The sequence below is a fragment of the Pseudomonas sp. DF11 genome, from assembly GCF_058148565.1.
Map to the genome: position 1 here is coordinate 895,717 of NZ_JBYVYN010000001.1, position 14,150 is coordinate 909,866.

The 14,150-nt window shown below is 62.3% G+C and carries 8 protein-coding genes and 2 pseudogenes; 5 read left to right on the forward strand and 5 right to left on the reverse strand.

Going from position 1 to position 14,150, the window contains the following annotated elements:
* Nucleotides 1-1,449: an APC family permease gene (locus tag AC30D9_RS03665; RefSeq protein ID WP_490143449.1), complete on the reverse strand. Its 1,449-nt coding sequence runs from the start codon at nt 1,447-1,449 to the stop codon at nt 1-3.
* An 825-nt stretch (nt 1,450-2,274) separates the two neighbouring features.
* Between AC30D9_RS03665 and AC30D9_RS03670 the strand changes: the two are divergent.
* The 4 genes and pseudogenes from AC30D9_RS03670 to AC30D9_RS03685 all read left to right on the forward strand — a co-directional run.
* A pseudogene (locus AC30D9_RS03670) lies at nt 2,275-3,120 on the forward strand (PDC sensor domain-containing protein); the annotation flags it as partial.
* A gap of 327 nt (nt 3,121-3,447) precedes the next feature.
* Nucleotides 3,448-3,978: pseudogene (locus tag AC30D9_RS03675) on the forward strand (methyl-accepting chemotaxis protein); the annotation flags it as partial.
* Between the two features lie 101 nt (nt 3,979-4,079).
* A complete protein-coding gene (locus AC30D9_RS03680; protein WP_134924721.1) occupies nt 4,080-5,249 on the forward strand; it encodes an efflux RND transporter periplasmic adaptor subunit in 1,170 nt (389 codons plus the stop codon).
* A 3-nt stretch (nt 5,250-5,252) separates the two neighbouring features.
* A complete protein-coding gene (locus AC30D9_RS03685; protein ID WP_307571906.1) occupies nt 5,253-8,348 on the forward strand; it encodes an efflux RND transporter permease subunit in 3,096 nt (1,031 codons plus the stop codon).
* A gap of 225 nt (nt 8,349-8,573) precedes the next feature.
* Here AC30D9_RS03685 and AC30D9_RS03690 read toward each other — a convergent pair whose 3' ends face one another.
* The 4 genes from AC30D9_RS03690 to AC30D9_RS03705 all read right to left on the reverse strand — a co-directional run bounded on the left by AC30D9_RS03690 (nt 8,574) and on the right by AC30D9_RS03705 (nt 12,830).
* Nucleotides 8,574-9,422 carry an ureidoglycolate lyase gene (locus AC30D9_RS03690; RefSeq protein ID WP_490143450.1) on the reverse strand — a complete coding sequence of 283 codons (849 nt, stop codon included), beginning with the start codon at nt 9,420-9,422 and terminating at the stop codon, nt 8,574-8,576.
* Between the two features lie 31 nt (nt 9,423-9,453).
* Nucleotides 9,454-10,194: an SDR family oxidoreductase gene (locus AC30D9_RS03695; RefSeq protein ID WP_490143451.1), complete on the reverse strand. Its 741-nt coding sequence runs from the start codon at nt 10,192-10,194 to the stop codon at nt 9,454-9,456.
* Nucleotides 10,191-11,573, reverse strand: coding sequence for an MFS transporter (locus AC30D9_RS03700; RefSeq protein ID WP_490143452.1), 1,383 nt, complete (start codon nt 11,571-11,573; stop codon nt 10,191-10,193). Before AC30D9_RS03700 ends, AC30D9_RS03695 begins: the two co-directional genes overlap by 4 nt.
* A 306-nt stretch (nt 11,574-11,879) precedes the next feature.
* Entirely contained in the window at nt 11,880-12,830 is a 951-nt protein-coding gene (locus AC30D9_RS03705; RefSeq protein WP_307571903.1) for a LysR family transcriptional regulator, read from the reverse strand.
* A 114-nt stretch (nt 12,831-12,944) separates the two neighbouring features.
* Here AC30D9_RS03705 and AC30D9_RS03710 point away from each other — a divergent pair, with 114 nt between their 5' ends.
* Nucleotides 12,945-14,126 carry a fumarylacetoacetate hydrolase family protein gene (locus tag AC30D9_RS03710; RefSeq protein WP_490143453.1) on the forward strand — a complete coding sequence of 394 codons (1,182 nt, stop codon included), beginning with the start codon at nt 12,945-12,947 and terminating at the stop codon, nt 14,124-14,126.
* Nucleotides 14,127-14,150 lie beyond the last annotated feature (24 nt).

The following is a 14,150-nucleotide window of genomic DNA, read 5'->3' on the forward strand; positions in this document are numbered from 1 at the left end:
TTAGAGCTTGTGGCTTCCCAGCGCCATGAATCGCTCGGGCGAAGCCTTGCGCAATCGAGCAGCGAGGAGCACGCCGACGATCAGCGCGGCGGGAATCACGGCGCAAAGGCCGTAGGACAAGAGCTGGCTGGCGCCGGTCAGCACATCGAAATGAATCACCGCTAGGGCCAGGACCGCCAGCAATGCCAGGCACGAAAAGCCCGGAAGAATCCGACCGCGCCAGAACCCCAGCTTCAGTTCCGGATGCGCGCGGAAATAGACAAATACCGCCGCCGAGGTCAGGGCCATGAGCAAGATCACGCACAGCGTGGCCAGGTTGGAGAACCAGGCGAACAGTTGGAGGATAGGATCGGCGTCCAGCGCGGCGAAAATCAGCACCACCACCGCCGCGATCAGGCTTTGCAAGACCGAACCCATGTGCGGACTCTGGTGCACACGATGGGTGGTCCCCAACCGGCTGTGCAGCAAACCGTCACGGCCGATGGCATAGAAGTAACGAGCCGCGGCATTGTGGAACGCCAGCAACCCGGCGTAGATGCTGACCATGAACAGCACGCGGATGATCTGGGTCAGGTACGGGCCGACAAAATGATCGGACATGCCGTAGATGAAGGTGGTGGGATCCTGGAGCGCTTGCAGGGTCGGCACGATCTTGTCCGCCCCGACGCCGACGATCATCGACCAGACCGACAGGGCATAGAAACCACCGATCAACAGCACCGAACTGTAGGTGGCGATAGGAATCGTACGGTGCGGGTTCCTCGCCTCTTCGCCATAGATGGTGGTGGCCTCGAAGCCAATGAAGGCGGCGAAACAGAACAGCAAGCCGATTGACGGCGTACCGCTGAACACATGGCTGCGATCGAACGAATCGAGATTGATGCCGCTGTCGCCACCGGTCTTGAGAATGGCGAAATCCAGCGTCAGGATCGCCAGGTACTCGGCAACCACCACCACCGACAGGACCCGGGCCGACAGGTCGATCTTGCGATAGCCGAGGATCGCAATGCTCGCCATTGCCAGGAGCGAGTAAGTCCACCACGGCAAGTCCAGGCCAAAGACGCTGGCCATCGTGCCACTGACCACGCCACCGAACATGCCATACAGGCCCACCTGAAGGATGTTGTAGGCAAACATCGCCAGCACCCCCGCCGCCCCACCGGCCAGGCCACCGAGGCCACGGGAGGTGAACGCGTAGAAGCCACCGGCGTTGGTCATGTGCCGGGACATGGCGGTGTAGCCCGCCGAGAAGGCCAGCAACACCAGCAGCGCCAGGAGCAGCAATGCCGGTGTGCCGGCGCCGTTGCCCAACATGATGCCAATGGGGAAACCGCCGGCGATGACACTCAAGGGGCTCGCCGCCGAAATCACAAAGAAGATGATAAAGCCGACGCCCAGGGCGCCGCGCTTCAACTCCGTCGAGCCGCTGATCGGGAAAGATACACTCATTGTTCTTGACCTTATTGTATGAGGCAGTTGTTGCTGGATCGGAGACGGCCAGCTTCGCCGACTTCCAAAAGCTAATTGTTCTGCTTGCACGCTGGATTCGATGCTAGGCCCTTGCCAAAACCCTTCGCTATCCCAAAACGGCAGCATCCAAAGCCATGCCCCAAAACAGGTCAGCCCTTGTGGTGAGGGGATTTATCCCCGCTGGGGCGCGAAGCGGCCCCTGAGCAGTCAACTCAATCTGTCTGATACACCGGGTTGCCTGCATTTGGGGCCGCTTCGCAGCCCAGCGGGGATAAATCCCCTCGCCACAGGGGTGTCGTTGCCCCAGGTGAACCGCGTTAGCCCAATGTCGGAGCACAACGGCTGCCGATTCGGGATAACGGGAAGGCGCATCCTGCCGCAAGATAACCTCGCCCACCGCTCAGACAGCGCTGGGCCCAAAACAATAAAAGCCCCTAAGCGCAGGAAAATCTCAGCATGTTCTTCGCTCGTCTCTCTATCCAATGGCGGATCACGCTCCTGAGTGGGCTGTGCCTGCTGGCCGTCGTCGGGGCATTGACCGGCGCCTCCCTGTATCAGAACCAGCAAGGCGCGACGCTGCTCAAGCAGCAAAGCGGTCAACTGTTGGGGCGCTCGGCCCTGGAAGGCCTGCAGGCGCAAGCCCTGGCTCATGGTCAGCGGGTGGAACGCTTTTTCAGCGAAACAGCGATCTACGGGGAAGGTTTTGCCCAGCAGGTCTTGCAACTGCGCGCCCAGGCACTGAACGGACGACTGACACCAGGGCAGTTGCGCCAGGACCTGGTCAGCGCGACCCGCCAGGCACTGATGGATCGCGGGAAAGTGCTCGGTTTCTACGTCGTGCTGCTACCCGATGCACTGGCCGGTGACGATGCCGGTTTCGCGGGTCAGCGCAGCCTGGCCGGCAACGAAAACGGTCGCTTTGCCCTGTACTGGTCGCAGAGCCAACCCGGGCATCTGGTCCAGGAAGTGCTCAGCGAAGCCCAGATCAGTGCCAACACGGCGCCGCCGGGCAGCGAGCCGGCAAACGCCTGGTACGTCTGCCCACAGACCCAGGGGCACACCTGCGTGACGGAACCCTACGCGATTGAAGTCGAAGGCCAGAAAACCCTGATGAGCAGCATTTCCATCCCGCTGTCGGACCAGGGCAAAATCATCGGTGTGGTGGGCATGGACATCAGCCTCGGGACCCTTCAGGAACTCGCCGCCCAACTGGCCGACGACCTGTATCCCGGCCACAGCGAGATCAACATTCTTTCCCCCTCAGGGCAAATTGCCGGCCATAGCGGCAGTGTGACCGACACCTCAGTCGACGTTCGACAAGCCGTGCAAACCGTTCCCGCCAATACCCCCTGGCAGTTGCAGATACGCGTGCCGCAAGCACTGGTGCAAGCGCCGGCCCTGCAAATGCAGGCACAGCTGGACGACAAGCATCGCCAGGCCAACTGGTTCAACCTCGGCCTGGGCTTGCTGGCTGCCGGTTTGGGGCTATTGCTCATCTGGCTCACCGCTTACGGCGTGACCCGGCCGCTGCTGAGAGTGGCGCATATGCTCGATGCGATTGTCGAAGGCGATGGCGATCTCACCCAGCGCCTGCCCAACGACCGCCACGATGAGTTGGGCCAACTGGCGAAGGGCTTCAACCGCTTTCTCGACAAATTGCAGCCCATTATCCGCGATATCCAGCAAGCGTCCCTGGACACCCGCAACACCGCCGATACGTCGGCGCAGGTGGCCCGGGAAGTCAGCGCGGGCATGCACACGCAGTACCGGGAAGTCGAGCTGGCAGCCACCGCCCTGCATGAAATGAGCACCAGCGCCCAGCAAGTGGCCCGCCACTCCCACCAGGCGGCCGATGCCGCTACTGTCGCCGAAAACGCCAGCCGTTCGGGGCGTGAACTGTTCGCCGATGCGGTCACCAGCATCGATCACCTCGACCGGCGCCTGGAGACCACGCTCGGGCAAGTGCAGGCGTTGGCCGGCAGCAGTCAACACATTGGCCAGGTGCTGGACGTGATCTGCGCCATTGCCCAGCAGACCAACCTGCTGGCCTTGAATGCCGCCATCGAAGCAGCCAGGGCGGGTGAACAGGGCCGCGGCTTCGCGGTGGTGGCTGACGAAGTCCGTCATCTGGCCAGCAACACCCAGAACTCGGTCGAGCAGATACGCACGGTGATCGAAGCGCTGCAGCAGTTGAGCCAGGAGGTCGTGCACAGCACCCAACTGAGCCGCGAACAGGCCAGGGACAGCGTCGCTCAAGTCGGAAAAACCCATGCGGCGCTGCAGCACATCAGCGACGCCGTGGCAGTGATCGAACACATGAACCAACAGATCGCCAGCGCGGCCCTGGAGCAAAGTGCCGTGGTGGAAGACATCAGCCATCGCGTCAGTGACATTCGCGGGATCAGCGAGACCTTGACCGGCCGAATGGAGGAAGCCTCTCAGGCAAGTCACTCGCTGCATACCATGGCCAACCGTCAACAGCAGTTGGTGGGGCATTTTCGGATTTAGCGGCCTGTGTGATTACACAATTTCACAGAGCGCCTACAAAGCTTCACCCCTGTCATGGGCCTGGATCCCTACCATGAGCGGCTCAATATTGGGGAAGCACCATGTCCAAGATTCCTTTCGTCACACTGGGCCTGTTGGTCGGGGCACTGCTGCTCAGTGGCTGCGATAGCGCCTCGCCCCCGCAAGCGTCCACCTCGCTGGCAAGCGTGCGTGTCGAAACCGTCCAGGCCCGGCCACTGTCGATCAGCAACGAGCTGAGCGGCCGTATCGCCGCGCCGCGAGTGGCCGAAGTCCGGGCGCGGGTGGCCGGCGTGGTCTTGCAGCGAGTGTTTCGAGAAGGCAGCGATGTGAAGAAAGGCGATGTGTTGTTTCGCATCGATCCGGCGCCGTTCAAGGCCGACCTGGACAGTGCCGAGGCGGCGTTGCGCAAGGCCGAGGCCAATGCGTTCCAGGCCCGCTTGCAGGCACAGCGTTACGCTCAGTTGATCGATGACAAGGCGATCAGTGGCCAGGATTACGACAACGCCCGGGCCAGCGTGCGTCAGACCGCAGCCGACGTCGCTGCCAGCAAGGCCGCCGTGGAGCGGGCGCGGTTGAACCTGGGGTACGCCACGGTGACCGCGCCGATTTCCGGGCGCATCGGTCGCGCCCTGGTGACGGAAGGCGCCCTGGTGGGGCAGAACGAAAGCACGCCGTTGGCGCTGATCCAGCAACTGGACCCGATCCACGCCGACCTCACGCAGTCGACTCGCGAACTCAACGACCTGCGCCGCGCCTTTCGCGCAGGGCTTTTGCAAGCGGTCGGCCAGGGCCAGGCCAAGGCCACGTTGATTCAGGACGACGGCAGCCCTTACCCGCTGCCCGGCAAGTTGCTGTTCACCGACCTCAGCGTTGACCCGAGCACCGGCCAGATCACCCTGCGCAGCGAATTCCCCAACCCCGACCTGGACCTGTTGCCCGGCAGCTTCATTCGCGTGCGCCTGGAACAGGCGGTCAACAGCCAGGGCATCACCGTGCCGCAACGGGCGATCCTGCGGGACAGCGCCGGGGTCGCCCAGGTGTTGCTGCTGGACGCCGAGCAGAAGGTCAGCCAGCAACCGGTGCAACTGGGCGCCGCGCAAAACGATCGCTGGGTCGTCACCCACGGCTTGAAACCCGGCGACCGCATCGTCATCGAAGGCCTGCAACACGCCCGGCCCGGTGACCAGGTCGAGATCGATGACACCCCACTTCCCCTCGCCCAGGTTCCCGGGCCACAGGCAGGACACTAAGCCATGCCGCAGTTTTTCATCGACCGTCCGGTATTCGCCTGGGTCGTCGCGTTGTTCATTCTGTTGGCCGGTATCCTGGCCATTCCACAACTGCCGGTGGCGCAATACCCGGTCGTGGCCCCGCCACAAATCGAGATCTACACCGTCTATCCAGGCGCTTCGGCGCAAACCGTGGACGAAAGCGTGGTCAGCCTGATCGAGGAGGAGCTCAACGGCACCGACAACCTGCTGTACTTCGAGTCCCAGAGCAGCCTGGGCAGCGCCACCATCACCGCGACCTTCCAACCGGGTACCAACCCGGAATTGGCCCAGGTCGACGTGCAGAACCGCCTCAAGGCCGTGGAGTCGCGCTTGCCGCAAGCGGTGACGCAGCAAGGCTTGCAAGTGGAAAAGGTTTCCGCCGGCTTCCTGTTGCTGATCACCCTCACCTCCAGCGACGGCAAGCTCGACGACGTAGCCCTCAGCGACTACCTGGCGCGCAACGTGATGAACGAGATCAAGCGCCTGGACGGTGTCGGCAAGGCGCAGCTGTATGGGGCCGAGCGGGCCATGCGGATCTGGATCGATCCGCAGAAACTGGTGGGCTTCAACCTGACCCCGGCTGACGTCAATGCCGCCATCGTGGCGCAGAACGCCCAGGTGTCGGCCGGTAGCCTGGGGGATTTGCCGAGCCGGAGCACCCAGGAAATCACCGCGACCATCGTCGTCAAAGGTCAGCTCAACACGCCGCAGGAGTTCGCCGACATTGTGCTCAAGGCCAACCCCGACGGCTCGACGGTGCGTATCGCCGATGTGGCGCGGGTGGAGATCGGCAGCCAGGAATACCAGTTTTCCACGCGCCTGAACGGCAAGCCGTCCACTGCGGTGGCCGTGCAGCTGTCGCCGGGCGCCAACGCGTTGAACACCGCGACCCTGGTGCGCAACAAGATGGACGAGCTGTCGCGCTACTTCCCGGCCGGCGTGGAATACAAGATCCCCTACGACACGTCGCCGTTCGTCAAGGTCTCGATCACCAAGGTGATCTACACCCTTGGCGAGGCAATGTTGCTGGTGTTCGCAGTGATGTTCCTGTTCCTGCAGAACATCCGCTACACCCTGATCCCGACCCTGGTGGTGCCGGTGGCGCTGATGGGCACCTTCGCCACGATGCTCGCGCTGGGGTTCTCGATCAACGTGCTGACCATGTTCGGCATGGTGCTGGCCATCGGCATCCTGGTGGACGATGCCATCGTGGTGGTGGAGAACGTCGAACGGATCATGGCCCAGGAAGGTTTGTCCCCCAAGGAGGCCACGCGCAAGGCCATGGGGCAGATCACCGGCGCGATCATCGGCATCACCCTGGTGCTGGTGGCGGTATTCATTCCGATGGCCTTCATGCAGGGTTCGGTGGGGGTGATCTACCGGCAGTTCTCGCTGTCGATGGCGACGTCGATCCTGTTCTCGGCCTTCCTCGCCTTGACCTTGACCCCCGCGCTCTGCGCGACCTTGCTCAAGCCTGTCGCCAAGGGCGATCACCACAGCCAGGGCGGCTTCTTCGGCTGGTTCAACCGTGGCTTCGAACGATTCGGCGACCGCTACCAGGGTTGGGTGGCCTATGCGTTGAAACGCAGCGGCCGTTATCTGCTGATCTACGGCGTGTTGCTGGTAGGCATGGGCCTGCTGTTCAGTCGCCTGCCCTCCTCGTTCCTGCCCGTGGAAGACCAGGGCTACACCATCACCGACATTCAGTTGCCACCGGGTGCCAGCAAGAATCGTACGGTGCAGGTGGTGGAGCAGATCGAAGCCCACAACGCCGGCGAACCGGGGGTTGGCGACAGCACGATCATTCTCGGTTTCAGCTTTTCCGGCAGCGGGCAGAACGCGGCCCTGGCCTTCACCACCCTGAAGGACTGGTCACAACGCGGCGCCGATGATTCGGCGGCGTCCATCGCCGAGCGTGCCAACCAGGCGTTGAGCCAAATCAAGGATGCCATGGCGTTTTCGGTACTGCCGCCGCCAGTAGACGGCCTGGGCACCTCCAGCGGTTTCGAGTTCCGTCTGCAAGACCGTGGTGGCCTCGGTCATGCGACCTTGATGCAGGCCCGCAGCGAATTGCTCGCCGCCGCCGAAAAAAGCCCGATGCTGATGAATGTGCGCGAAAGCGCCCTGGCCGAAGCACCGCAGGTGCAATTGGAGGTCGACCGCAAGCAGGCCAATGCCCTGGGCATTTCCTTCGCCGACGTCGGCAGTGTGTTGTCCACGGCAGTGGGTTCGGCCTACATCAATGACTTCCCCAACCAGGGCCGCATGCAGCGGGTGGTGGTCCAGGCCGAGGGCGACCAGCGCAGCCAGGTCGAGGACTTGCTGAAGATTCATGTGCGCAACAACAGCGGGAAGATGGTCCCGTTGTCGGCATTCGTCCAGGCCCGCTGGACCCAGGGGCCGGCGCAATTGACCCGCTACAACGGCTATCCGGCGGTGAGTATTTCCGGCGAACCGGCACCGGGTTATAGCACCGGGCAAGCCATGGCCGAAATCGAACGACTGGTGGCCCTGGGGCCGACAGGCCTGGGCCAGGAATGGACCGGGCTGTCATTGCAGGAACGCTTGTCCGGCAGCCAGGCGCCCATCCTGTTGGGCCTGTCGCTGCTGGTGGTGTTCCTGTGCCTGGCGGCGTTGTACGAGAGCTGGTCGATCCCGACCTCGGTGTTGCTGGTGGTGCCGCTGGGTGTGCTCGGCGCGGTATTGGCCGTGTCGTTGCGCGGCATGCCCAACGATGTGTTCTTCAAGATCGGGCTGATTACCATCATCGGCCTGTCGGCAAAGAACGCCATCCTGATCATCGAGTTCGCCAAGAGCCTGTACGACGAGGGCCACGACCTGATCGACGCAACGCTCGAGGCCGCACGCCTGCGCCTGCGACCGATCATCATGACCTCGCTGGCGTTCATCCTTGGCGTGGTACCGCTGGCGATTGCCACCGGCGCCAGTTCGGCGAGCCAGCAGGCCATCGGCACCGGGGTCATCGGCGGGATGGTGACGGCGACGTTCGCGGTGGTGTTCGTACCGGTGTTTTTCGTGGTGGTGATGAAGCGAGTCAGGCGTGTTGATCCCAAGTGAGGCTAGGCGTTATAGCCGGCCTGGTTTTCCCGGCCGTACTCCGTTCCCATTGTGGGAGCTGGCTCGCGATGGCGGCCTGGCTCTCCTGGTCGTACACCTGTCAGATCTGTGGGAGCAAAGCTTGCTCGCTCCCACAGTTTGATCTTCGACAGGCACAGAATTCATCTGCCCCACAGGCCCCTGTGGGAGCGAGCAGGCTCACGAAGATGGCAGCGCGCCCAGCGATCAGTCCGCCTGCACCGTGACCTGGCGCTGTTCGCCCAAGCCCTCGATCCCCAGGCGCATGGTCTGGCCCGGACGCAGGAACACCGGGTTGGGCTTGATGCCCAAGCCGACGCCAGGCGGCGTGCCGGTGGAGATAACATCCCCGGGTTGCAGGCTCATGCACCGGCTCAGGTAGGCAATCAATTGCGGCACGCTGAAGATCAGCGTTCGGGTATTGCCGTTCTGGTAGCGGTGTCCGTCGACCTCCAGCCACAGATCCAGCGTATGCGGGTCGGCGATTTCGTCCCGGGTCACCAGCCACGGTCCAAGAGGACCGAAGGTATCGAAGCCTTTGCCCTTGTCCCAGGTGCCGCCACGCTCCAGTTGCCACTCACGCTCCGATACGTCGTTGATGACGCAGTAGCCGGCGACATGTTCCATGGCGTTCGCTTCGTCGATGTAGCGCCCGCCTTTACCGATGACCACGCCCAGCTCGACTTCCCAGTCGGTCTTGAGCGAGCCGCGGGGGATCTGGATGTCGTCGTTCGGCCCGCAGATGGCACTGGTCCACTTGTTGAAGATGATCGGTTCTTTCGGCACCTCCATATTCGACTCGGCCGCATGGTCGGCGTAGTTCAGGCCGATGCAGATAAATTTGCCGACCTGGCCGACGCAGGCACCGATCCGTGGCTGGCCGGCAACGAGCGGCAGGCTGCACGGGTCGAGGGCGGCGAGCGCTGCCAGGCTGTCCGGGCCGAGGACCTGTCCGGCGATATCCGGCACATGGCCCGAGAGGTCACGGATCCGATTGTCGGAATCCAATAGCCCGGGTTTTTCCGAACCTTTTTCGCCATAGCGCAATAGTTTCATGACGTACTCCTGCTCAAGTGAAGACCGGGGTTCAGATACTCATGCCGCCGTCGACGATGTGGATGGCCCCCGTGGTGTAGGCAGACGCATCGCTGCCCAGGTACAACGCCAACTGCGCGATCTCTTCAGTGTTGCCGATGCGGCCCATGGGCTGGCGGTCGAGAAATTGCCGGTAGACCTGGGCCTCATCGATGCCCTGTTGCACGGCCTGGTCGGCGATGCGCTGGCGCAGCGAGGGCGAATCCACGGTGCCGGGGCATATCGCGTTGCAACGAATGCCCTGGCTGACGAAGTCGATGGCGACAGACTTGGTCAGGCCCACCACCGCCGCCTTGCTGGAGGCATAGGCGAAACGATTGGGCACGCCCTTGACGCTGGAGGCCACCGACGACATGTTGATGATCGAGCCGCCGCCACGGGCCAGCATGCCCGGCAGGAACGCACGGATCATCCGGTACATGGCCGTGACATTGAGGTCCATCGAACGTGCCCAGGCTGCTTCGTCGCACGCCAGAATGTTGCCACTGTGCACGTAGCCCGCGCAGTTGAACAGCACGTCGAGCCCGCCGATGCGCTCGCAGGCAGCGCTGATGGCGGTGGTCGAGGTGACGTCCAGGGCCATGGCGGTGAGCCCTTCGATCTGCGCCAATGCTTGAATATCGATGTCAGTGGCGAACACCTCGGCCCCGGCCCGGGCGAAGGCCACGGCGCTGGCCAGGCCAATGCCCTGCCCCGCGGCCGTCACCAGTACGCGCTTGTTCTGTAGACTCATGCAGCCTCCAGTTGCGCTGTCGTGGTCGCGCCCTTGGGGGTCCTGCCGAGCATCGAGGCGGGAATCGCCAGGATCAGCCCGCCGCTGACCAACAGACACAGGGCCAGTACATAGGTGCCGTTGTTGATGTTGCCGGTAAGGGTTTCCGCCACGGCGGTGATCATCGAACCGGTGAAGCCCGACAGGTTGCCGATGGCGTTGATCATGCCAATCCCGGCTGCGGCGGCGACGCCCGACAGCACGGTCCCCGGCAGGGTCCAGAAAATCGGCATCAGGCTGAGAATCCCCGAGGCGGAGACACTGAGAAAGAGCACGGACAACACCAGGTTGTCGGCGAAGAAGGCACTGAGGATCAGGCCCGCACCGCCAATGAAGGCCGGAATCGCTGCGTGCAGGCGCCGTTCACCGGTGCGGTTGGAGTGCCGGGCGTTGAGCAGCATCGCCACGATCGCTACCGAGTAAGGGATGGCGGTCAGCAAACCGATGTGCAAACTGTTGGTAATGCCGGTGCTCTTGATGATCGAAGGCATCCAGAACGCCAAGCCATAAAAGCCGGTGTTGAAGGTCAGCAGGATCAACACCAGCAACCACACCCGAGGATTGAAGAACACTTCGCTCAAGCGGGTAGCCTTGCCCTGGTTGTCGGTTTGCAGATTGGCCTTGAGCAGGGCTTTTTCCGCGACGCTCAGCCACTTGGCCTTATCGATGTTGTCCGCCAGGCAGACGATCACCACGAACGCCATGATGATCGAAGGAACGCCTTCGATGAGCAGCATCCATTGCCAGCCGGACAGGCCATGCACCCCTTGCATGCTATTCATCAGCCAGCCGGAGAGTATGCCGCCCAGGGTCAGGCTCACTGGCAACGCCAGCAGGAACCCGGACATCACCCGGCTCTGCCGATGGGTTGGAAACCAGTAGTTGAGGTAGAGAATCACGCCGGGGAAAAAGCCCGCTTCGCAGATCCCCAACAGGAAACGCAGCACGTAGAACATCGTGCTCGATTCGATGTGGAAGAAAGCCGCCAGCGGCACGGTGTAGGCCACGGCCATGGAGATCACCGCCCAGCTGAGCATGATCCGGGCGATCCAGAACCGCGCGCCGAAACGATGCAGCAACAGGTTGCTGGGGACTTCGAAGAGGAAATAGCCCCAGAAGAACATACTGGCGCCCAAGGCGTAGACGGTGTTGCTGAATTGCAGCTCGTTGAGCATGTCGAGCTTGGCGAACCCGATGTTCACCCGGTCCAGGTAGGCCGCCATGTAGCACAACAGCAACACGGGAAGAATCCGCCAGATGACCTTGCGGTAGGTCCGGTCTTCAAAATCGAGCTCGCCAGCTTGCGCCTGGGCGGGCAACTGCTCGGAGATGGTTTGCATGAGGTAACCCCTGATTGTTTTTATTGGGTCACGTCGAATGAGCGAATCATCCGGCGATTGAACGAGGACTCTACTGTCGGGAATCGATTCTTTCCCAATGGCATTTTTGGATTAGTCGATAACAGTTGGTTATCAAAGTAATTGTTTGGATGAGTCATTGTGGCGAGGGGATTTATCCCCGTTGGGCTGCGAAGCAGCCCTGAACCCAGCCACCGCAGTCTATCGATTGGGTCCATTCAACCTTTTTTGGGACTGCTGCGCAGCCCAACGGGGATAAATCCCCTCGCCACAGGTTTATCTACGGACTCAAGTGGGCAACATGGCTGCCAGACGGGCGTTATCCTTGAGGATCTCGGCAAACTCCAGCGCCGCGCCCACCAGCGGCTCATCCTTTCGCGTGAGGATGCCGTAGTCCTGTGGCACCAGGTGCAACGGGGTGTCGAGGGTCTTGAGCTGGCCGCTTTCGAGCAGCGGATCGACCATGGCATTGGGCAGCATGCCGATCATGGGCCCGCGTTGCAGCACCTGGAGGAAGGTCTGCATGGAAATGGTGTCGATGGTGTTGCGCGGCATCCCCACCCCGGCCTCGGCAAAGGCCAGTTCCATGCGTGCGCGAATCGGTGTGCCGACCGGGTAGAGAATCCACGGCAGGTCCACCAGTTGCTGCAAGGATGTCGGCCCGTCGTTCGCCAACGGATGCCGGCTGTTGACCACAATGCAGAACGGTTCCGGGGCCAACGCCTGGAAGTCATAACGCTGTTGCTGGCTTTGGTCGGTAAAGCGTGCCACCGCCAGATCGAGCTTCTTCTCTTCGAGCATCTCCATCAGGTGATTACTGGTCTGCTCGACGACTTCAATGGACAGCAACGGCCAGCGTTGCTTGATCTGCAGGATCGCCTCGGGCAAGGCCACCGCCGTGGCGGCAAAGATCCCACCGACCTTGAGGTAGCCGTGACCACCCTCGCGCAGGCTGCTGATTTGTTCGACGAACGAACGTGCGTCGTTCAAGGCGATCTGCGCGTAACGCAGCACATGTTCACCCAACGCGGTGGGCGGCATGCTCCGGGGGCGACGTTCGAACAGAGCGAAGCCGAGCAGGCTTTCGATTTCCTTGAGCATCTTGCTCACGGCCGGCTGGCTGAGGTTCATCTGCTCGGCCGCCAAATGCATGTTGCAGGTGCGCCCCAAGGTATCGATCAGCAGCAGATGGCGGAATTTGAGCCAGCCGCAGAAGCTGGAAAAGGACAGGTCGGACATGGGCAATCCTCGACGATGCAATAACCGGACGTTATCAGATACTGAATATATCTCATTGGAGTTCATCAACAGCGCGCCCTAGCTTGAAAGCTTTACGAACCAGGAAGACTGCCCATGTCGCTGATGCTTACTCCCGAGAACACCCTGCCCGTCGATGGCGTGGCCGGCACCTTGATTGGCCGCGCCTGGGTACCTGGCCGGATCGCCGGGCCTTCGCCCATTGCGTTGCGCAGCGACGGTGTGTTCGATCTGTCGGATCGTTTTGCGACATTGAGTGATTTGCTGGAAACCGAATCGCCCTTGGCTGCCGTGCGGCAGACACCCGGCACCTTCATCGCCAGTGTCGAAGCGCTGCTGGCCAACACCGGCCCCGATACCGACCCGTCCAAACCGTCGCTGTTGCCCCCCCTGGATCTGCAAGTGATCAAGGCCGCCGGCGTGACCTTCGCCGCCAGCATGATCGAGCGAGTGATCGAGGAACAGGCCGGCGGTGACGCGGCAAAAGCCGAAGCCGTGCGCGCCACCGTGCACAGCGTGATCGGCGACAACTTGCGCTCGATCGTGCCGGGCTCCGAGCAGGCCATGCGCCTGAAAGCCTGGCTCATCGAACAGGGTATGTGGTCGCAGTACCTGGAAGTCGGCATCGGCCCGGATGCGGAAATCTTCACCAAGGCCCCGGTGCTCTCCGCCGTCGGCAGCGGCAGCCGCATCGGCATTCATCCCGGCTCGCAATGGAACAATCCGGAACCGGAGGTGGTGCTGGCGGTGAACAGCCGCGGCCAGATCCACGGCGCCAGCCTGGGTAACGACGTCAATCTGCGGGATTTCGAAGGTCGCAGTGCGCTGCTGTTGAGCAAGGCCAAGGACAACAATGCGTCCTGCGCCATCGGGCCGTTCATTCGCCTGTTTGACGAAAGCTTCAGCCTCGACGATGTGCGGGCCTGCGTGGTCGATCTGGAGGTTCAAGGCGAGGACGGTTACCGGCTGCGCGGCTCGAGCTCCATGAGCCAGATCAGCCGTGACCCGCAGGACCTGGCAGGCCAGACACTCAACACCAATCACCAATATCCGGATGGCTTCCTGTTGTTTCTGGGTACTCTGTTCGCCCCCACCGCAGACCGTGATCATGCCGGCAGCGGTTTCACCCACAAACTGGGAGACCGGGTCAGTATCAGCAGCCCGTTGCTCGGCAGCCTGCATAATCAGGTGACCCATAGCTGCGACGCCACACCCTGGACCTTTGGCGTCGGCGCCTTGCTGCGCAACCTGGCCGCCCGAGGACTGCTCGCCCGCTGAACCGTTTGCCGATTCGCCTAATTA